This window comes from Pseudomonas allii, assembly GCF_055380095.1.
Genome location: NZ_AP039450.1, coordinates 619,900 through 640,587, shown reverse-complemented (window position 1 = coordinate 640,587; position 20,688 = coordinate 619,900). Strand labels below are relative to the sequence as shown.

Genomic DNA, 20,688 nt, shown 5'->3' with positions numbered 1-20,688 from the left:
GCCCCCTCCCACATTTGCAGTTAACCTTTCACGGTTTTCGGCGCCTTGCCTTCCTTCATCTGCTGCAGCAACGGCGCGCACTCATTCGGTTCACCGCCACTCGGCGCGACCAATGCCAGCAACCCTGCCGCCGGCCCGGCAATCACTCCCAGCGCCACCATGCCGGCACCACGCAATGCCAACGGAATGGCCTTCACACCCGCATTCGGCTTGATGAACGGCCCGTTGACGTACAGCGGTGAACGCAGGGAGAACAGGCGGAAACCTTTCGATTCCGGGGTAATGGTCAGGTCCAGTTGCTCGGTGGCCATGTTCGCCGTGCCATCGATATAGATGATCGCGTTCTCGGTATCGAACACAAACAGGCGAGTGGTCGCCAGGCCGGTCTTGATACCGAAGTTCGCCGCCGCACAGTTGATCTTCACTTCCTTATCGCCGAACAGGCGACCCACCACGTAGTTGCCCACGTTGAGCCCGGCAATTTCCATCAGGCCACGGCTGATCGCGCCGTCGTTGATCAGCATCTTCAGGTCACCGTTGGAGGTGCCCAGCAAGGCCGCCACCGAGTTGCCACGCCCGGAAATATCGGCGTCGCCATTGAGCTCACCGAAACTGGTCTTCATCGGTTCGAAAGTCGGGAACAGCTGCTTGAGCTTGAAATTCCGCGCGGTAAGTTTGGCGCGGCCCTCCATCGGCGTGGTACGGCCATTCAGGCGAATCTGCGCATCCAGCTTGCCGCCGGCCACGCCGAAACGCAGGGGCTCGAGACTCAGTTCGCCGTCGTTGAGCACTAGGTGGGTGTAGAGGTCGGTGAACGGCAGATCGGCACTGTGCACGATGCGTTTGCCAGTGAATTCCACATCGGCATCCATCACGCGCCAGCGCTCGGTGCGGAACTCCTCCACCGGCAGCACCTTGGTCGCTGGCTGCTTGCTGTCGCCGCCACGGGCTTTTTGCTTGGCGTTGGAGTCGGCGCCGATCAGGGGCGCGAGGTCGGTCATCAGCAGTTGGTTGGACACCAGCGTACCGCTGAGCTTGGGCCGTGGCTGGCTGGCGACGTAGGCGAGGCTGCCGTGGATGTCGCTGTTGCCGATCTTGCCGTTGAAGTTTTCATAGCTGAACGAGGCACCGGCTGGCTCGTGCAGCTTGGCGATCAGGTGGCCATCGGTGGAATAAGCCGGCGAATCCGGCAGGGTCACGCCGGTCAGCGGATACAGGTTGCCCAGGCTGGAACCGGCGAGTTTCAGGCGCAGGTCGAGGGCGCCCAGATTCAGTGGGTCCGTGAGGGTGCCGGCCAGGGCGATGCTGGTGTCGGCAATCTTGACCTGGGCTTGCAGCGGGAACGGCTTGGCCGCGTCCTGCAGGGCCAGCAGGCCGCCGATCTTGCCGCTGCCGTCGAGTTTCTGGCCGTGGTACTGGCCTTTGACCTTGAGGCCGAATGCATAATCCTGTGGCGCGGAGCCTTTTTCCAGCGCCTTCTTGGCATCGGCGTCGCCGACGATTTCGCCGAAGGGAATGGGTTTGCCCAGCGGATCGATGATCACATCCAGTTGGGTCTTGAGGGTCTGGTCGTCGAGGGTCACGTGGCCTTTGTCGAAACCGATGGCGCCGATGTCCACCACCCAATTGGAGGGCTCGGCGTTGGGATCCTTGGGGTCGAACGTGAAGGTCCAGTTGGCGCGACCGTCGGCCAGGCGCTGCAATTGCGCGCTGGGCTCGGTGAGGTCGATGCGCGGGATCACCACGCGTTGCACCAGCAGCGCCAGCGGCGAAATGCGCAGTTCCACCTTCTTGAGAGTGACCATCTGCGGGTTTTTCGACCAGTCGGGATTGCCCAGGGTCAGGTCTTCGGCAATCACGTGCGGCCACGGCACCCAGGCGCGCCAACCACCTTCATCGGGCTCGCGCGCCCACACCACCGCCAGGTTGCCATTGATGGCAAAGGGTCGATGCAGTTCTTCGGAGACCTTGGCATTGAGGGGCGGCTTGATGCGGTTCCAGTCAAAGAACACCAGGACCACTACCACGATGGCGATTAACAGAGCGAAGCTGGCGCAGCTCCAAGTGGCGATTTTTCGCGTGCGCGTCATTGCACAGGACTCCTGAATACGACTGGCTGGGTGACAGCCTTTAAGGACAGCTTATAGGACTACGACTGGTAAACCGCATGGGGGTTTAACCCAATCCCGGATTTGCCTGGAAAAACCTCACTTCCTGACCACTTCGACAGATTTCCCGCCGTGACACCGCACCATTGTTACCCACTTGCGTGTCGAAAATACCCACACCGGTGCAAAACCGCGTGCTTGAGAGGCCCGTTCTAGAGCCTCCGGCCAGAACAATCAATTCTGTTGATTATTACCATTGTGTTTATGAACTTTTATATCGACTTATCGAGAGTAGCATTAACCCTGTACCCACTTTATCGCCCTCCCAAGGAGCAACCCATCATGAAACGCCAAGTACTCGCTACCGTCCTGTTATCCATTCTGGCTTCCAGTGCCTTTGCCCTGCCAGCTGCCGAACAGGCCACTCCACAAGTCAAAGCCGACGCTGCACATTTCAGCCAGACCGTCGCTCGCAGCGGTTCGCAAGAAGAAGAGAACCGTGACTACGCCAAAGGCGCTGTGGCTGAAAATGGCTCGGAACAGGCCAACAAACGCGCTTACACCGAAGGCCTGACCGAAAACGGTCGCAACCGCCTGGAACAGAAAGGTCTGGTTGAAGGTGGCGCTGATCGCCTGCTGGAACGCAATGCTGTTGCCGAAGGTGGCCGTGATCGCCTTGAACAGAAAGGCCTGGTTGAAGGTGGCGCTGAACAAGCCAACGATCGTGCCTACACCCAAGGTATTGCCGAAGGCGGCGCTGACCGTCTGCAAGAACTGCATCAAGCACAGAGCTAACCCCGTGGTGGCCGAGAAAAAAGCCCGATCTGTCGATCGGGCTTTTGCTTTCCTGTAGATCGCATCACGCCCCTCCCCTGCCAAGTTCGACGCCAACAGAACTGTTTTGCTAGAGTGCGTCGCTGTACTTGCCGACAAAGCCCGCCCGCCCATGCTGCCCCGCGCCGAACAGAAGCAACAGACCCGCCTCGCCCTGATGGACGCAGCCCGCCATCTGATGGAGTGTGGCCGTGGGTTTGGCAGCCTGAGCCTGCGCGAAGTGGCGAAGACGGCCGGCATCGTGCCCACCGGTTTCTACCGCCATTTTGCCGATATGGACCAGCTTGGGCTCGTCCTGGTCAGCGAAGTGGGCCAGACCTTCCGCGCCACGATCCGCCTGGTGCGCCACAACGAGTTCGTGATGGGCGGCATTATCGATGCCTCCGTGCGGATCTTTCTGGATGTGGTCTCGGCCAACCGTTCGCAATTCCTGTTCCTGGCCCGTGAACAATACGGTGGGTGCCTGGCCGTGCGCCAAGCGATCGGCGCCTTGCGCGAAGACATCACCCGCGACCTGGCAGCCGACCTGACCCTGATGCCCAAGCTGCAGCACCTGGATGCCGAAGGTTTGCACGTGATGGCTGACCTGATCGTTAAAAGTGTGTTCGCCACCCTGCCCGACATCATCGACCCGCCGGCCCAGGCCCTGCCTGACCACCTCACGCCCCAGGCGAAAATCACCCAGCAACTGCGCTTCATCTTTATCGGTTTGAAGCACTGGCAAGGCCTGGGCAGCACCGAGTAACGCCATCATCCCGCCGAGTGGAAGCGCTTGGCCGTGGTGTAGTTCCTGTTCCAGTAGCTGTTGCTCAACGAATCGATGCGGATGCTCTTGCCGGTACGCGGCGAATGAATAAATTTGCCCTCGCCGATGTAAAGGCCCACATGGCTGACCTGGCCGCGCCCATTCCCCTTGAAAAACACCGCATCGCCGGGCTTGAGCGCGTTGCGTTTGATGGTCGGGGCCGTGGAGCGGTGCATCGCGACCGTCGTGCGGGGTATCTGGATATTGGCTTGGGTCTTGAACAGATACACCAGGAAACTGCTGCAATCGAAGCCCTGATCCGCCGAGGTGCCACCCCATTTGTAGGGCGTTCCCAGCAGTTCGTGGGCGCGGTCGATCACATCATCGATGGACGCCTCTTTCAGTGCAGTGGAGAAAGAAGCGTGGTGTTGCAGGTTGGCGGAGGCCGGAGAAAGCACAAACGTCAGGCTGACAATAAACAGATAACAAATTGACTTGAACATGATGAACATCGCTGTGGATAAAACACGGCGCACAGACTAAAGATCTCGCAGGTAACCTGATGAACGCCGATTCCTTAGACCCTGTAGGGAAAATCCGAAAACACCCATCACAGTGCAACAAGCAATACCTCGCACCACTTTGGCGCATCGACGCCATGTCCTTACGCCCTATTTAGTGGCGCTACCCACACACCTACAGGCATTTCCTACGCCCAGGTGAGGTTGGCAAGCCCCTTGCTCTAGCTGTTTCATCGCTCATAGCTGGAAGCTTCCTGATGCTGGTGATCCACCGCCGAATCGCCCCCCAAGCCCTCTGGGCCGCCGAGTTGCTACTGAACTTCGAAGCCCGCAGCAAAAGCCGCCTGCGCTGTTTCAGTGCCGACGGTGAAGACGTCGGCCTTTTCCTGGAGCGCGGCCAGCCACCGCTGCACGATGGTGAATGCCTGCAGGCTGAAGACGGACGCGTCGTACGCGTGTGCGCCCGGCCTGAACAACTCTTACACGTGACCTGCAGCAGTGCATTCGAACTGACCCGTGCGGCTTATCACCTGGGCAATCGCCACGTGGCGTTGCAGGTCGGTGACGGCTGGTTGCGCCTGCTCGACGACTACGTGCTCAAGGCCATGCTCGAACAGTTGGGCGCACAGACGGAAACCATCGAAGCACCGTTTCAACCGGAGCATGGTGCCTACGGCGGCGGCCATCATCATTCGCGCCATGGTGATGAAGACTTCAACTACCCACCCAAGCTGCACCAGTTCGGCGTGCGTCTATGAACCCAGCCTGGGCGCTGCTGCGTCTGGCCAGTCCGCAATTGCCGATTGGCGGCTACAGCTATTCACAAGGCCTGGAAATGGCCGTCGAGAACGGCCGCGTCAACGATGCGGCCACTGCGCGCCGCTGGATCAGCGACCAGTTGCTGCTCAACCTCGCACGTTTCGAGGCGCCGTTGCTGCTCGCCCATTGTCAGGCCGCCCAGGCGGCGGATTGGTCGCGCCTGGCGCAGTTGTGTGAAGAACACCGCGCCAGCCGTGAGACCCGCGAGCTGTATCAGGAAAGCCGGCAGATGGGCTACTCCCTGCAACAACTGCTCAATGGCCTGCCGGAACTGGATGACGCTGCCCGCAACTTTCTCGAACAGCGTGCCGAACCGCATCTGGCGCTGGGCTGGGCCCTGGCCGCCCGCGCCTGGAATATCAGCCCCGCCGACGCCCTCGCCGCGTGGCTGTGGAGCTGGCTGGAGAACCAATTGGCGGTGCTGATGAAAACCCTGCCCCTGGGCCAGCAAGCCGCCCAACGCCTGACCAGCGAACTGCTGCCGCTGTTGCAACAAGCCCAGCAGGACGCCAGCCGCATCGACCCTGATCAACTCGGCAGCGCCGCCTTTGGCCTGTCCCTGGCGTGCATGGCCCACGAGCGCCAATACAGCCGCCTGTTCCGTTCCTAGGAGACAACACACATGAACGCACAACCTCTACGCGTCGGCATCGGCGGCCCGGTGGGCTCCGGCAAGACCGCCCTGACCCTGGCCCTGTGCCTGGCGCTGCGCGATCGCTACAACCTGGCGGTGGTCACCAACGACATCTATACCCGCGAAGACGCCGATTTCCTGGTGCGCAACCAGGCCCTGGCGCCGGAACGCATCATCGGCGTGGAAACCGGCGGCTGCCCGCACACGGCAATCCGCGAAGACGCCTCGATCAACCTGGAGGCCGTGGACCAACTCAACCGCCGCTTCCCCGGCCTGGACCTGATCCTGGTGGAGTCAGGCGGCGACAACCTGTCGGCAACTTTCAGCCCGGAACTGTCGGACCTGACCATCTACGTGATCGACGTGTCCGCTGGCGACAAGCTGCCGCGCAAGGGCGGGCCGGGCATCTGCAAATCCGACCTGCTGGTGATCAACAAGATCGACCTGGCCCCGCTGGTCGGCGCCTCGCTGGAGCTGATGAACAGCGACACCACCCGCATGCGCAACGGTAAACCCTTTGTGTTCAGCAACCAGAAAACCGGCGTCGGCCTGGATGACATCGTCGCCTTCATCGAACGCCAAGGCCTGCTGACCGCCGCCTGATCAACCCATAAGGAACCTGTCCATGAACCTCAAGAAACTGCTGACCGCCGCCGCACTGCTGCTGGCCCCTGCCCTGGCCTTTGCTCACCCGGGCCACGGCGACAACGGCCTGGTGGCCGGCATCAGCCACCCCCTGAGCGGCATCGATCACTTGTTGGCCATGGTCGCCGTCGGCTTGTGGGCCGCCCAACAAAAAGGCGCCGCGCGATGGGCACTGCCGTGCACCTTCGTGGGCACCATGCTGATCGGCGGCGTGCTGGGTTTTGAAGGCCTGGATTTGCCGGCGCTGGAAAGCGGGATTGCCGCGTCGGTGCTGGCCCTGGGCCTGGCAGTCGCGCTGGCGGTGCGTCCGCCGCTGTTCGTGGCGGTCGGCGCGACAGCCTTGTTCGCGCTGTTCCACGGCGTGGCGCATGGCTTGGAGCTGCCGGACATGTCCAGCCCTTGGGCGTATTCGGCCGGGTTTGTGGCTGCAACCGCTGTGCTGCACGCTGCCGGTTACGCGGTGGTGCGCTTCCTGCCGGCTGCGGCGGCGCCGTTGGTGCGGGTTGCGGGGGCGGCTTCGGCGGCGACCGGGGTCTGGTTGTTGGCAGGCTGATTTGCGGCGTGTTTGACGGCCTCATCGGGGGCAAGCCCCCTCCCACCTTGTGGGAGGGGGCTTGCCCCCGATAGCGCTAGACCAGACAACACAGAACCCAAGCCTGCTACCATGCGCGCCTACACCCCTGCCGTGACGACGCCAGCCAATGCCCAGCGCTTCCCAACCCTCCTTGAACACCGTGCTCACGCACTTCCACAGCCTGATCGTGCCGCTCTGGCAAGGCCCTGGCTGGAATGCCGACCTGGCATTGCCCTACGAGGCGCTGGACGCCGACCACCGGCCATTACCCCCGCAACGCTACCGCGCCATGGCCTGCGCCCGGCAGTTGTACCTGTTCGCCAGCCTGATCGGCGAGCCCGGCGCGGCCTTTGCCGAAGAGCGTGCGGCGGCGTTGTTTCGCTCGCTGCAACGGCACTTCCACGACGCCGAACATGGCGGCTGGTTCTACAGCATCGACCCCGCCGGCCGGCCGCTGGACAAGCGCAAAGACCTGTACACCCACGCGTTCATCATCTTCGCCTGCGCCCATTACTGGGCCAAGGTGCGCGAGCCGCTGGTGGAATCGGTGCTCAATGCCGCCCTGGCCGTGGTCGCCGAACGGTTTTCCACAGGCGACGGCCTGTACGAAGCGGTGCTGGAGCGCAATTGGTCGTCCCTCAAATCCGGCCCCTTGCAAAACCCACTGATGCACCTCGCCGAAGGCTTCCTCGCCACGCTGGCCGTGCGCGAAGACGCGATCACGCAGGACGCCCTGCTGGACCTGGCCCACGCCCTGCAGCAACGCTTCATCGACCGACAGCACGGCGTGATGATGGAAAAACCGCTGGGTGCTGTGGATAACTGGTTCGAGCCGGGGCACCAGTTCGAATGGTTCTTCTTGCTGGAGTCGTCCGAGGTACTGCGCGGTACGCCGTTGCATGCCTCCCTGACACGGGCCTTCGCCTACGCCGAACTCAAGGGTGTGGATAACGAGAGTGGCGCCGTCAGCGGCATGTTGGCGCTGGATGGCACAGTGCGCGACGGCACCCAACGTATCTGGGCCCAGGCCGAGTACCTGCGGGCACTGACCTTGCGGCCCAACAGCGAAGCGCGGTTGCAGCGCCAGTTGCTGGCGCTGCAACAACATTTTCTGCATGCAAAAGGCTGGAATGAATGCCTGGATGCCCAAGGTGTGGTGAGTCGGTGGGATATGCCTTCGACTACCCCATATCATTTGGCGACTTGCTACCAGGGTCTGATCCAGCATCTTGGGTGAATGCCAGGGCCTCCTCGCGAGCAAGCCCGCTCCCACAGTTTGACCGAGTACATCCTTGAAACACGGTCGAAATGTGGGAGCGGGCTTGCTCGCGAAGGCGTCAACTCGGTCTCACTGACCTCACGCAATCCACTTACGATCTCCGGTAAAGCTGATCGTCAACCAGCGTGCCGCATCCGGCGTGCCGAGCCCTGTGGATATCTCTTCGCGCAACCCATCCAGGGTCGCGACGTTGTCCACCGGGTAATCCGCCGGCAACACCACATGAATCTCGATAAACCGTGCGCGCCCGTGCTTCTGCACGTAGGACACGTAGTCGTCGAAACCATGTTTGGCCTGTGCCGCGTCCATGACCTCGCGCACCTTGTCGTCCAGGTGGTCCGGCGCAATCCCCAGCACCTCGCGCAACGCCGGGCGCAAAATCTTGAACGCCGGCGCCAGCATGCTCAAGGCCAGCAGGATCAGGATCAACGGGTCAACATACACCGCCCACTCGCCATAGCCCTGGGACTTGAGCAGCAGCGCCGCCAGAAAGCTGATCAGCAGGCCCACCGAGAGCATCGCGTCCACCAGCCAACTGATGTTGTCGAACTGAATCAGCGATGACTTCAGGGTGCGATTGCGGTAGCGCACGTAGAAGAAATAGGCGAACTCGACGACGGTAAACACCGCCGCATAAATGATCACCAGCCCCAGCTCGATCTCACGCCCGCCATTGATAATGCCGAACACACCGTTGAGGAACGCGTAGATGGCGATCAACAACAGGAAACTGCCTTCGATCAGCAGCACCATGGGCTCCAGGTGCCAATAGCCGAACTGGAAACGCTCGTTGCTTTTCTTGGCGATCAGCTTGGCCGTGATCAGCATCAGCACCTTGATGGCGGTGGCGATCAGCGAGAAAAAGCCGTCGAACAGAATGGATTGGGCGCCGGATACCACACCCGTGACAATCCCGGCGATCGCTACGGCGAACATCAGGATGGTCGATTGTTTGAGCAGTGCCTGCTCACCTCGGTTACTCACATTTCCTCCCGTCAAAACCTTTAAACCGCAGAGTGCGGAGGGGTTTCAGGCGTGGAGTGTACCTTATGGCCTGTTTTGGCCGATCTGACGCTATCGGGGGCAAGTCGAATCGTCGCACCGCCCCTCCCACACTTGACCGAGTTTCAGCATGTGAATGCGGTCGAAGGTGGGAGGGGGCTTGCCCCGGTACAAACCGGGGACATCGTTTACATTTCTAACCGGGGACATGGTTTACAGGTTAATACGCATGATCAGGAGGTAACTGATCATGCCCTGGAACCAAGAGTCCCCCATGAACCAACGAATCAAGCTGGTTGCTGACTGGCTTTCGGGTAACTTCACGAAAAGCCAACTGGCCCGCCGCTTCGGTGTCAGTCGACCTACCGTAGACAAATGGATTGCTCGGCATAACGGCGATTTGAAGTCGTTAGCCGAGGTTTCTCGTCGACCCCACAACAGCCCCAACAAGACCGACGATAAGATCCTCGCTCGCGTAGTGGCCATGAAGGAAGCCCACGATAAATGGGGGCCAAAGAAGCTCATTGAGCTATTGCGAATTGAAGATCCCTCTATCGATTGGCCGTCTCCCAGTACAGCCGGCCAATGGCTTGACCGACTTGGGCTGGTCAGCAAACGGCGGTTCAAGCGTCGGCACGGTACCTCGCATATTGAAATGCGAGAGGCCAATGACCCCAACAAAACCTGGTGCGTGGACTACAAAGGGCAATTCAAGATGCTCAACGCCCAGATGTGCTTCCCGCTGACGGTTACAGACCATGCATCCCGTTTGATTCTGGCGTGCAGGGCTCATCCTAAAATCATGACCCAGCCTGTAAAACAAACCTTTGAGCGGCTTTTTCAGGATTACGGCATGCCGGAAGTCATTCGTTCTGACAACGGAGTCCCTTTCGCCTCTCCTGGCCTGGCGAGGATATCCACACTGGCCGTCTGGTGGATCCGTTTAGGTATCTATCCCGAGCGAACCATGCCGGGAAGACCTGCCCAGAATGGTCGACACGAACGAATGCATCGCAGCCTGAAACTTGAGCTACCGCTAGGGAGCAACTTGGTGGAGCAGCAGCTTTTGCTGGAGCACTTCCGGCATGAGTTCAATTACGTACGCCCTCATGAAGCGCTTGGTATGAAACGTCCGGGAGATGTGTACGTGCCGTCTACTCGGCTTTACCCAGGGTGCTTGCCCGATGTGGAGTATCCGGCAGAAATGCGGGTGCGAAGCGTCAGGCAGGATGGATCGATCAAGTGGAACGGCAAGTTGGTATTTGTCAGCGAGGCCCTATCCGGAGAAAGGATAGGGCTTAAAGAAGCTGAGGATGATGTCTGGGATTTGTACCTGTGTGATTATCCCTTGGGGAGGCTTGGACGAGGTATGACCCGCGTCCAAGCCTCAAATGTGTAAACGATGTCCCCGGTTTCAGATGTAAACGATGTCTACGGTTCTACACCCCGATGGCAGCGAAGCGGTTTAAAGCCTTACTTGGCCCCACGCTCAATCGCAAACCCCGCCCAGGTCTGGCTCACCGGCATCAGCTCCAACCGGTTGATGTTCACGTGCGCCGGGGTGTTCATCACCCAAAAGATCGTGTCAGCAATATCCTGCGGCTGGATCGGCTCAGCCCCCGCATAAGTCGCGTCATACCGCGCCTGGTCACCGCCAAAACGCACCAGCGAGAACTCGCTCTCGCACAGGCCCGGCTCAATGTTGGTCACACGCACGCCGGTGCCCTGCAGGTCGCAACGCAGGTTCAACGAGAACTGCTTCACGAACGCCTTGGAGCCGCCATACACGTGGCTACCCGGATACGGGTAGCTGCCGGCGATGGAGCCAAGGTTGATGATGCCGGCGCCACGGCCGTGGGCGATCAAGCGCGGCAGCAGCAGGCTGGTGGTGGTCAGCAGGCCCTTGATGTTGGTGTCGACCATGGTTTCCCAATCGTCGAGATTGCACTTGGGCGCAGGGTCGGTGCCCACGGCCAGGCCGGCGTTGTTGATCAGCCCGCGCAGCGTGGCGAATGACGGCGGCAGGTTGGCAATGGCGTCTTCCATGCCCTTGCGGTCACGCACGTCCACGACCAGGCCATGCACTTCGGTCTGCTTGGAAAGCTCTTCGACCAACGCATTCAGGCGGTCGGCGCGACGACCGGTGAGCACCAGTTTCCAGCCGGCTTCGGCAAAACGACGAGCGCAGGCTTCGCCGAAACCTGAGGTTGCGCCAGTAATAAACAGCGTGTCGGACATGGTGTTCTCCTTGCGGGCATCGGGAAAAAAACAGCCAGCAGAATGCCCGTACGCCGCGATGTCGGCAACCACTGGGCACACAACTCGAAACATGCCTGATCACTTTTTAACCACTTCACGCAAAGCCTTACAGAGCGTGGCTCGCAGCCATATGCACGCAGGTTATCCACAACTGCGCCCACAGTCTTTGGGGGCAAGTGCAAAATGGCTCAGGCCTTTATACACAAGGGCTACAGACGGTTTTGCAAAGTTTTTTGCTTGACCTTGGCCGGGGCGTATGTAGGCCCAGCGGCACACCGAAAATCAGAACGATGGCTCCAGGCCAGTCATTCCGGCCTCTGCGGCGGTCTTTCCAGAGTTTAGTCACAGACTTATCCACAGGCTGGCGGGACATATTCCGGTCATATACCTGTGTCTTTAAACAGGTTGACAACGGGCTCGACCAGTCGTCAAAAAGCCGCTGATCAAAAAACAGGCATCGCGCTACAGGCCGCGTGTTTGTTGGCTTTCAGCCAGCTACTCCCACGTTACCCACAGCCGGTTCCACAGCAGATGGGGACAAGTCAAAACTGTGACAAAACAGGGATTTGCGGCGGCTATATGTCGCGCTTTGGAGGGTGGCTGGATTTGTTTTCCACAATTTGGTGGCAACCCTCTTCACACCACAAAAAAACATGTGGATCTGCTTAATGTGGGAGGGGGCTTGCCCCCGATGGCGGTATGTCAGTCGACAGATGTACTGCTGATCCACCGCTATCGGGGGCAAGCCCCCTCCCACAGGGGGACCGCGTCGTTATTTAGATCAGTGACCGCCGAGGTAGGCGTTGCGCACTTCCTCGTTGACCAGCAGCTCCTTGCCAGTGCCGGTCAGGCGGATCTCGCCGTTGACCATTACGTACGCCCGATCCGACAAGCGCAGCGCATGGTTGGCGTTCTGCTCCACCAGGAAAATAGTCATCCCGGTGGCCGCCAGCTCGCGCAGGGTCGAGAAGATCTGCTTCACCACAATCGGCGCCAGGCCCAGGCTCGGCTCGTCGAGCAGCAACAACTTCGGACGACTCATCAGTGCCCGCGCAATGGCGAGCATCTGCTGCTCGCCACCGGACATGGTCATGGCACGCTGGGTACGCCGTTCCTTGAGCCGTGGGAACAGCTCGAACATGCGCTGCATGTCTTCCTGAGCGTACTTGTCGCCAATCGGGATGGTGCCCATCAGCAGGTTTTCCTCGACGGTCATGTCGGGGAACACCCGCCGCCCTTCCGGCGACTGCGCAATGCCGTTGGAGGCGATGTAGTGGGACGACTTGTGGGTAATGTCGACACCGTTGTAGAGGATCTGCCCCGACTCGGCCCGTGGCTGGCCGAAGATCGACATCAGCAGCGTGGACTTGCCCGCGCCGTTGGAGCCGATCAGGCTGACGGTTTCGCCTTCGTTGATGTGCAGCGAGACTTTCTTCAGGGCCTGGATCGGACCGTAATACACATCCAGGTCCTTCATTTCGAGGATAGGTGCACTCATACCAGCTCCTCTTCGTCAGCGCCCAGGTAGGCGGCAATCACTTTCGGGTCGTTGCGGATCGCGTCCGGGCCGCCCTCGGCGATCACGTTGCCGTGGTCCAGCACCACGATGTGGTCGGAAATACTCATCACCATGCCCATGTCGTGTTCGATCAGCACCACCGTGAGGTCGTGTTCGTCGCGCAACAGGCGAATCATCGCGCTGAGGGCTTCGGTTTCCTGGGGGTTGAGGCCCGCAGCGGGTTCGTCCAGGCAGATGATCTGCGGCCGGGTGCACATGGCGCGGGCGATTTCCAGGCGGCGCTGCTGGCCGTAGGAGAGTTCACCGGCCAGGCGGTTGGCGCAGTCCACCAGGTCCACCACTTCCAGCCAGTAAAAGGCGTGGTCGAGGGCGTCGCTTTCGGCCTTGCGGTAGCCCTTGGTGTTGAGGATGCCCGCCAGCATGTTGCGATTGACCCACATGTGCTGGGCCACCAGCAGGTTTTCCAGTACCGACATTTCCTTGAACAGGCGGATGTTCTGGAACGTCCGGGCCAGACCGGCACGGTTCACCAGATGGGTGCCGCCGAACATCTTGTAGTACAGGCGGCTGAAGAAGCTTTTCGGTGACACGAAGTCGGTCGGCTGGAAGCGCTCGCCAAGCAACTGGATCACGTTGGTCTGCTTGCCGCGGATGTTCAGTTCGATCTTGCCGCCGCTGGCTTTGTAAAAGCCGGTGAGGCAGTTGAACACCGTGGTCTTGCCGGCGCCGTTAGGGCCGATCAAAGCGAAGATCGAGTTGCGTTCGACCTTGAGGCTCACATCGCTCAAGGCCTTGATGCCACCGAAGTGCATCATCAGGTGTTCCACGGAGAGGACGACTTCCTTGCTCATGGCGCTACCCCCTTGCGTGGTGTCACACCGGTACGGCTGATGCGGATCAGACCTCGCGGTCGCCAGATCATCATCACCACCATCAACACGCCAAACAGCAGCACGCGGTATTCGGAGAAGCTGCGCAGCAACTCAGGTGCGACGGTCAGCACAAAGGCCGCAATCACCACGCCCACCGTCGAGCCCATGCCGCCCAACACCACGATGGCCAGGATCAGCGCCGACTCGAAGAAGGTGAACGACGACGGGTTGACGAAGCCCTGGTAACTGGCAAAGAACACCCCGGCCAGACCGGCCGTCGATGCACCGATAGTGAACGCCGAGAGCTTGACCAGCACGTGGTTCAGGCCCATGGAACGGCAGGCGATTTCATCTTCGCGCAGGGCTTCCCAGGCGCGGCCCACTGGCATGCGGGTCAGGCGGTGCTTGATATACAGCACGGCCAGCACCACCAGGAACAGCACGATGTAGATGAACAGGAATTTGATGTTGGGGTTGTAGTCGATGCCGAAGAACTCATGAAACGGAACCCCGCCATCCTTCGCGCGCTTGCCGAACTCCAGACCGAGGAAGGTCGGCGACGGCACCGGCATGCCATTCGGCCCACCGGTAAACGACAGCCAGTTATTGAGCACCAACCGGATGATTTCACCAAAGCCCAGGGTCACAATGGCCAGATAGTCACCGTGCATTCGCAACACCGGGAACCCGAGTATGCATCCCGCCAACGCCGCCGCGATGGCCGCCAGTGGCAGCACGGTCCAGAAGCCCAGGCCCAGGTATTGATACCCCAATGCCAAGCCGTAGGCGCCGATGGCGTAGAACGCCACGTAACCCAGGTCGAGCAAGCCGGCCAGACCTACCACGATGTTGAGGCCCAGGCCCAGCAACACGTAGATCAGGCCGAGGATCACCACGGTGAGCAGGTACTTGTTAGCGAAGATCGGGAACACGATGGCGATCACGATCAGCGCCGGGATGATCCAGCGCAGCCGCGACTTGTAGTCCGGCGCCAGCACGTGCACGCCGGAGCCACTGCTCTCGAAGCCCTGCAAAATCTTCAGGCCCTTGGGGGTTTGCAGGAACAGGCTCATGGCAAAGCGGCCGACCATCACGATGGCCACCAGCAGGCCGACGCGGGCCGGTTCCAGGTTGAAGCTGTAGCCGTCGAGTACCACGCCGACGATCGGACCGAACACGATCAGCGAAATCAGCCCGGCAAGGATCGTATCGACCACACTTTTCTTGATATCGATTGATTTGGCAGCAGACATGTTTACACCTTCGCCACGAGTGGGCGACCAAGCAGGCCCTGGGGACGGAAAATCAGAATCACCACCAGCAGGGAGAAACTGAACACGTCTTTGTAGTCAGAGTTGATCAACCCCGAGAACAGCGACTCGGAGATACCGAGGATGATCCCGCCCAACATCGCTCCAGGCAGGGAGCCGATGCCGCCGAGTACCGCCGCGGTGAACGCCTTGATACCGATGATGAAACCAGCATAGAAGTCGAAGGTGCCGTAGTTGAGGGTGATGAGCACGCCGGCCAATGCCGCCATGGCGGCGCCGATGACGAACACGTAGGAGATCACCCGGTCGGTGTTGATGCCGAGGATCGACGCCATCTTGCGGTCTTGCTGGGTGGCACGGCACATGCGGCCGAGCTTGGTGTACTTGATCACGTAGGTGAGCAACGCCATGCCGGCGAACGCCGCCACGAGGATGAAGACCTTGGTGTAGGTGAGCTGGACGAACCCTGTGCCGAAATCGACGCGCCAGGCGCCTGCCAGCAGGGTGGGAATGCCTTGTTGCTTCGCTCCCTGAGCGATCTGCGCATAGTTCTGCAGGATCAGGGAGATACCGATGGCGCTAATCAGCGGTGCCAGTCGGGTGGAGTTGCGCAGCGGTTTGTAGGCGACACGCTCGATGACCCAACCGTACACGCCAGTGACGACCACGGTGAAGATCAAGGTGCCGAGAATGAGCAGCGGGAAGGATTCGATGCCGAAGTAAGCCAGCAGTGCCAGACTGATCGCCGCGAGGTAAGCGGAAATCATATAAACCTCGCCGTGGGCGAAGTTGATCATGCCAATGATGCCATAGACCATTGTGTAGCCGATGGCGATCAGGCCATAGACCGACCCGAGGGTCAGACCGTTGACCAGTTGCTGCAGGAAAATACCATCCATAACGCAATCTCACGCGGTGAGCACCTGCACACCGGGAGGTGTGCGGCGCTTCTGGAGGAAAAAACAGATATTGATAACAGCACGATCTCCTGTGGGAGGGGGCTTGCCCCCGATGGCGGTGTACCGGTCAACAGATCTGAACCTGATCCACCGCTATCGGGGGCAAGCCCCCTCCCACATTGGAGCTGTGGTGTTCTGGATTACTTCTGTTTTTCCAGCTGGTGGTATTTGCCGTCTTTATCCCACTGGTAAACCACGTAGTCGGAGATTTTCAGGTCGCCCTTGGAATCCCAGGCTTTCTCGCCCATGACGGTTTTCACCGGGTGAGCCTTGAGCCACTTGGCAGCGTCTTCGCCCTTGTTGGACTTGGCGCCGTTGAAGCCGGCGGCCAGGGCCTGGACCGACGCGTAGGCGTACAGGGTGTAGCCTTCAGGCTCGGTGCCATTCTTGCGGAACTCTTCCACCACCGCCTTGCTGTCCGGCAGCAGGCGCGGGTCGGCGCCGAAGGTCATGTACACGCCGTCGACATATTGCTTACCGCCAGCGGTGGCAACCAGTTCGTCGGTGACCACGCCGTCATCGGACATGAACTTCACGTCTTTCAGACCCGCTTCACGGATCTGGCGAACCAGTGGGCCGGCTTCGGGGTGCAGGCCGCCGAAGTACACGACGTCGGCACCGGTGGAGCGGATCTTGGTAACCAGGGCGCTGAAGTCTTTCTCGCCACGGGTCAGGCCTTCTTCCAGCACCGGCTTGACGCCGCGCTTGGTCAACTGGGCAGCGGTGGCGTCGGCCAGGCCTTTGCCGTAGGTGTCCTTGTCGTTGATGACCGCGACTTTCTTGCCCTTGAGCACATCGACAATGTAGTCGCCGGCCACGATGCCTTGCTGGTCGTCACGCCCGCACATCCGGAACATGGCGCCCAGGCCGCGCTCGGTCACCTGTGGGTTGGTGGAGCCTGGGGTGATTGCGATGATGCCGGCTTCGTCGTACACCTCGGACGCCGGGATGGTGTTGGAGGAACAGAAGTGCCCGACCACGCCGATCACTTTGTCCTGGTCCGCCAGGCGGTTGGCCACGGCCACGGCTTGCTTGGGTTCGCAAGCGTCGTCGCCAGCCACCAGCACAATTTTCTCGCCGTTGATGCCACCGGCCTTGTTGATCACATCGGCTGCCGCCTGGGCACCTTTCATGTACTGCTCACCGAAAGCAGCGTTGGCACCCGTCATCGGGCCCGCCACGCCAATTTTCACATCAGCTTGAACAAACGTAGAAACACCCAGCGCCGTTGCAACGGCGAGGGCCAGAAAACCTTTCTTGTAAAACGTCTGGGACATGAGTGGTGCTCCGATATTTTTGATTTTTGGCACGACAACTTGCATTCAAACTTTTCACCGAAAGCTCAGAGCAAAGCGCGTGCCATTAGGTTTTTATTCTTCAAAAAGACACGGTGTCATTGTTATTGCAGGCGTTTCGGCTCCGTTCGCCAGGACGTGCAACCCTCTAGCGTCAAGAGGTGCAACCAATGGATCGAAAAAGTACAACCTCGGCAGGTCGCACCTGCAACCAAACCTATAAACGACAGTTCCTACAGCTGTAACAGCCTGCGTAACGGAACTGCACATTTACAGTGCGCGACTGCTACGACTTGCACCAATACAGATTAGTAGCCTGCTAAGAAAATGCAGGCTTTTGAGCGGTATTTCGCTGATCAGATCACGATCCTCAGGCATTGGCCGGCGTGATACAGCGAGAAACCCGCCTCATAAAGACAGCTGCGTAACCCAACCCCCGACAACGGTTGCATGGGTGCAAAGGGAATCGGTAATGCCTGGAGATTCTGGTGACACAAATAGTCGGCAAACGCCTTGCCGACCACGCTGCCGGTGGTCACGCCACGACCGTTATAGCCCGTTACGGCCACAAGGCCCGGGGCGGGCTCGAACAGGCGCATCAAGTGGTCGGGGGTGAAGGCGATGCAGCCGGTCCAGGTGTACTCCCACTGCACCGATTTGAGGTACGGGAAGTAATGCTGCTGCACCCGATCGGCCCACGCCTTGAGGAACCAGGCGGGTTTCTGGTTGCCATTGCCCAGGCTGCCGAGCAACAGGCGGCCGTCGGCATCGCGGCGAATGCTGCTCAAGACCTGGCGTGTATCCCAGGAGCCCTGGCCACCGGGCAAAATCTGTTCGGCGGCGGCGTCCGTCAGCGGGGCCGATGCGAGCTGGTAGTAGTAACCGGGGAAAAAATTGCGCCGCAGTTCAGTCCATTCGCCTTCTGTGTAGGCGTTGGAGGCGATGACCACCTGTGCAGCCTGCACTGAGCCCTGGGCGGTCTGCACCGACCACTGCGCACCTTGGCGCTCAAGTCGAGTGACCGGTGAATGATCGAACAACTGCCCGCCCAGCCCGGCGGCAGCATTGGCCAGACCACTGGTGTAAGCCATCGGGTTCAGGGTGCCGGCACGCCGGTCCAGCAAGGCGGCGGCGATTTTTTTAGTGCCAGTGGCCTGCTCGCAGGCCTGGCCGGTGAGCAGTTCCACCGGTGCGCCACGGCGCTTCCACTGTTCTTCACGACTGCGCAGGTCCGCCTCGCCACGGGCGTTGTGCGCCATGTGCAAGGTGCCCTCACGGCGCAACTGGCAATCGATGTTGTATTTGTCGATCAGGCTGAACACCAGCGACGGTGCCGCGCCCAACATGCGGTTGAGCTGGCTGCCCACCGCCTCGCCGAAACCGGCTTCGATCTCGTCCGGCGGGATCCACATCCCGGCGTTGACCAGCCCCACGTTGCGCCCCGAACCACCATGGCCGGTGCGATGCGCCTCCAGCACGGCCACGCTTTTACCCTGTTCCAGCAAATGAATGGCCGCCGACAGACCGGTGATCCCGGCGCCGATCACACACACATCCACCTTGACCTCGCCGTTGAGCGCAGCGCGATCCGGCCGGCTGGGGGTGAGGTGTTCCCACAAACATGTTTCGCGTAATGGCATTGCCAGACTCCGTGATGAAACCTAACAAACAGCTCGGTCAATGTGGGAGGGGGCTTGCCCCCCGATGGCGATGTGTCAGCCAACAGATGTACAGCTGATCTACCGCTATCGGGGGCAAGCCCCCTCCCACATTTTGATCTCATTCCAGCCAGCAGAATCAGTCGAATGTAATGCCTTGTGCCAATGGCAGCTCAAGCGAGTAATTGACAGTATTGGTCTGCCGACGCATGTACCCGCGCCACGCATCCGAACCCGACTCGCGCCCGCCGCCGGTCTCTTTCTCCCCACCGAACGCGCCGCCGATTTCCGCGCCGCTCGGGCCGATGTTGACGTTGGCGATACCGCAGTCGCTGCCGACCGCCGACATGAACTGCTCGGCTTCACGCACGTCAGTGGTGAAGATGCACGAAGACAAGCCTTGCGGCACGGCGTTGTTCAGGCGCAGGGCCTCGGCGAAGTCGGTGTAGCCGACCACGTAGAGAATCGGCGCGAAGGTCTCGGTGCACACCACATCGCTTTGCTCGGGCATTTCCACAATCGCCGGTGACACGTAGTAGGCATTCGGGAACTTGTCTTCCAACTGGCGCTTGCCGCCAAACACCTTGCCGCCTTCGCTCAGGGCCTGCTCCAGCGCGTCCTGCATAGCGTCGAAGCCGTGCTTGTCGATCAGCGGGCCGATCAGGTTGCCTTCCAGCGGGTGGCCGATGCGCACCTTGGAATAAGCCGCCTTGAGGCGAGTGACGATTTCTTCCTTGACCGATTCATGGGCGATCAGGCGGCGCAGTGTGGTGCAGCGTTGGCCGGCAGTGCCAACGGCGCTGAACAGGATGGCGCGCACGGCCATGTCCAGGTCGGCGCTTGGGCCGAGGATCATCGCGTTGTTGCCGCCCAGCTCCAGGATGCTGCGGGCGAAACGCGCGGCGACTTTCGGCGCCACTTCGCGGCCCATGCGGGTGCTGCCGGTGGCGCTGATCAGGGCGACGCGCGGGTCGTCCACCAGTGCGGCACCGGCGTCGCGGCCGCCGATGATCACTTGGCTCAAGTACTGCGGGGCGCCGTCGAACTTTTTCAGCACGCGCTCGAACAGCGCCTGGCAGGCCAGGGCGGTGAGCGGGGTTTTTTCCGACGGTTTCCAGATCACCGCGTTGCCGCATACCAGCGCCAGGGCGGTGTTCCACGCCCACACCGCCACCGGGAAGTTGAAGGCGCTGATCACGCCGACCACGCCCAGCGGGTGCCAGGTTTCACGCATGTGGTGGCCAGGACGCTCGGAGGCGATGGTCAAACCGTACAACTGGCGCGACAGGCCGACCGCGAAGTCGCAGATGTCGATCATTTCCTGCACTTCGCCCAGGCCTTCCTGGGTGATCTTGCCGGCTTCCCAGGACACCAGCTCACCCAGGTCGGCCTTGTATTCGCGCAACACATCGCCAAATTGGCGCACCAGTTCGCCACGGCGCGGCGCCGGCACTTTGCGCCAGGCCTCGAATGCATGCTCGGCGCGACTGACCTGTTGCTCCACCTCGGCGGCACCTTCCCAGTGCACACTGCCGATACGGCTGCCATCAATCGGCGAATGCACAGGTTGTTTACCCGACTGGTACAACGCCGGGTTTACCCCGAGACGATCAAGCAATGCGGCAACCATGGGTCACTCCTTCAATTTCAAACAGAAAATTCGCACCGTCACACACACGGCGATCCAGGCCTTA

Annotated in this window: 19 protein-coding genes; 8 read left to right on the top strand and 11 right to left on the bottom strand. The window is 60.6% G+C overall.

Features of this window, described 5'->3' with window-relative positions:
• Nucleotides 1–20: 20 nt before the first annotated feature.
• Complete coding sequence (locus tag ACZ445_RS02810; protein WP_058423537.1) at nucleotides 21–2,090, bottom strand: AsmA family protein; 2,070 nt, start codon at nucleotides 2,088–2,090, stop codon at nucleotides 21–23.
• A gap of 360 nt (nucleotides 2,091–2,450) precedes the next feature.
• Here ACZ445_RS02810 and ACZ445_RS02805 point away from each other — a divergent pair, with 360 nt between their 5' ends.
• Complete coding sequence (locus ACZ445_RS02805) at nucleotides 2,451–2,903, top strand: hypothetical protein (RefSeq protein ID WP_058423536.1); 453 nt, start codon at nucleotides 2,451–2,453, stop codon at nucleotides 2,901–2,903.
• Between the two features lie 151 nt (nucleotides 2,904–3,054).
• Nucleotides 3,055–3,687, top strand: a complete 633-nt coding sequence (locus ACZ445_RS02800; protein WP_058423535.1) for a TetR family transcriptional regulator — start codon at nucleotides 3,055–3,057, stop codon at nucleotides 3,685–3,687.
• Nucleotides 3,688–3,692: 5 nt separating this feature from the next.
• Here the strand turns inward: ACZ445_RS02800 and ACZ445_RS02795 are convergent, their stop codons facing one another.
• On the bottom strand, nucleotides 3,693–4,190 hold the full coding sequence (locus ACZ445_RS02795) for a C40 family peptidase (protein ID WP_058423634.1): 498 nt from the start codon (nucleotides 4,188–4,190) through the stop codon (nucleotides 3,693–3,695).
• Nucleotides 4,191–4,465: 275 nt separating this feature from the next.
• Between ACZ445_RS02795 and ureE the strand changes: the two genes are divergently transcribed.
• The 5 genes from ureE (at nucleotide 4,466) to ACZ445_RS02770 (ending at nucleotide 8,117) form a co-directional block, all read left to right on the top strand.
• Complete coding sequence (gene ureE, locus ACZ445_RS02790; protein WP_058423534.1) at nucleotides 4,466–4,966, top strand: urease accessory protein UreE; 501 nt, start codon at nucleotides 4,466–4,468, stop codon at nucleotides 4,964–4,966.
• Entirely contained in the window at nucleotides 4,963–5,637 is a 675-nt protein-coding gene (locus ACZ445_RS02785) for an urease accessory protein UreF (RefSeq protein ID WP_058423533.1), read from the top strand. The genes ureE and ACZ445_RS02785 overlap by 4 nt, the downstream gene beginning before the upstream one ends.
• Before the next feature lie 12 nt (nucleotides 5,638–5,649).
• Nucleotides 5,650–6,264, top strand: coding sequence for an urease accessory protein UreG (gene ureG / locus ACZ445_RS02780; RefSeq protein ID WP_071491647.1), 615 nt, complete (start codon nucleotides 5,650–5,652; stop codon nucleotides 6,262–6,264).
• A gap of 22 nt (nucleotides 6,265–6,286) precedes the next feature.
• Nucleotides 6,287–6,859: a HupE/UreJ family protein gene (locus ACZ445_RS02775; protein ID WP_058423531.1), complete on the top strand. Its 573-nt coding sequence runs from the start codon at nucleotides 6,287–6,289 to the stop codon at nucleotides 6,857–6,859.
• A gap of 148 nt (nucleotides 6,860–7,007) precedes the next feature.
• Nucleotides 7,008–8,117: an AGE family epimerase/isomerase gene (locus ACZ445_RS02770; RefSeq protein ID WP_464693904.1), complete on the top strand. Its 1,110-nt coding sequence runs from the start codon at nucleotides 7,008–7,010 to the stop codon at nucleotides 8,115–8,117.
• A gap of 120 nt (nucleotides 8,118–8,237) precedes the next feature.
• Here ACZ445_RS02770 and ACZ445_RS02765 read toward each other — a convergent pair whose 3' ends face one another.
• Complete coding sequence (locus ACZ445_RS02765) at nucleotides 8,238–9,143, bottom strand: cation diffusion facilitator family transporter (RefSeq protein WP_179030499.1); 906 nt, start codon at nucleotides 9,141–9,143, stop codon at nucleotides 8,238–8,240.
• 268 nt (nucleotides 9,144–9,411) lie between these two features.
• Here ACZ445_RS02765 and ACZ445_RS02760 point away from each other — a divergent pair, with 268 nt between their 5' ends.
• Nucleotides 9,412–10,560, top strand: a complete 1,149-nt coding sequence (locus tag ACZ445_RS02760; protein ID WP_464707972.1) for an integrase core domain-containing protein — start codon at nucleotides 9,412–9,414, stop codon at nucleotides 10,558–10,560.
• A gap of 74 nt (nucleotides 10,561–10,634) precedes the next feature.
• On the opposite strand, the gene ACZ445_RS02755 is transcribed toward ACZ445_RS02760, so the two are convergent.
• The 8 genes from ACZ445_RS02755 to amaB all read right to left on the bottom strand — a co-directional run bounded on the left by ACZ445_RS02755 (nucleotide 10,635) and on the right by amaB (nucleotide 20,624).
• Nucleotides 10,635–11,399: an SDR family oxidoreductase gene (locus ACZ445_RS02755; RefSeq protein ID WP_058423435.1), complete on the bottom strand. Its 765-nt coding sequence runs from the start codon at nucleotides 11,397–11,399 to the stop codon at nucleotides 10,635–10,637.
• A gap of 802 nt (nucleotides 11,400–12,201) precedes the next feature.
• Nucleotides 12,202–12,918, bottom strand: a complete 717-nt coding sequence (locus ACZ445_RS02750; protein WP_058423436.1) for an ABC transporter ATP-binding protein — start codon at nucleotides 12,916–12,918, stop codon at nucleotides 12,202–12,204.
• The gene (locus ACZ445_RS02745; protein WP_058423437.1) at nucleotides 12,915–13,790 is read right to left on the bottom strand and encodes an ABC transporter ATP-binding protein; all 876 of its coding nucleotides are present in this window, start codon (nucleotides 13,788–13,790) and stop codon (nucleotides 12,915–12,917) included. Before ACZ445_RS02745 ends, ACZ445_RS02750 begins: the two co-directional genes overlap by 4 nt.
• Nucleotides 13,787–15,064, bottom strand: coding sequence for a high-affinity branched-chain amino acid ABC transporter permease LivM (gene livM, locus ACZ445_RS02740; protein WP_058423438.1), 1,278 nt, complete (start codon nucleotides 15,062–15,064; stop codon nucleotides 13,787–13,789). The genes ACZ445_RS02745 and livM overlap by 4 nt, the downstream gene beginning before the upstream one ends.
• Before the next feature lie 2 nt (nucleotides 15,065–15,066).
• Entirely contained in the window at nucleotides 15,067–15,981 is a 915-nt protein-coding gene (locus ACZ445_RS02735) for an ABC transporter permease subunit (protein ID WP_058423439.1), read from the bottom strand.
• Nucleotides 15,982–16,181: 200 nt separating this feature from the next.
• Nucleotides 16,182–17,318: a branched-chain amino acid ABC transporter substrate-binding protein gene (locus ACZ445_RS02730; protein WP_058423440.1), complete on the bottom strand. Its 1,137-nt coding sequence runs from the start codon at nucleotides 17,316–17,318 to the stop codon at nucleotides 16,182–16,184.
• A gap of 374 nt (nucleotides 17,319–17,692) precedes the next feature.
• Nucleotides 17,693–18,976, bottom strand: coding sequence for an L-pipecolate oxidase (gene amaA / locus ACZ445_RS02725; RefSeq protein WP_464704732.1), 1,284 nt, complete (start codon nucleotides 18,974–18,976; stop codon nucleotides 17,693–17,695).
• Between the two features lie 157 nt (nucleotides 18,977–19,133).
• Entirely contained in the window at nucleotides 19,134–20,624 is a 1,491-nt protein-coding gene (gene amaB, locus ACZ445_RS02720) for an L-piperidine-6-carboxylate dehydrogenase (protein WP_058423442.1), read from the bottom strand.
• Nucleotides 20,625–20,688: the final 64 nt, after the last annotated feature.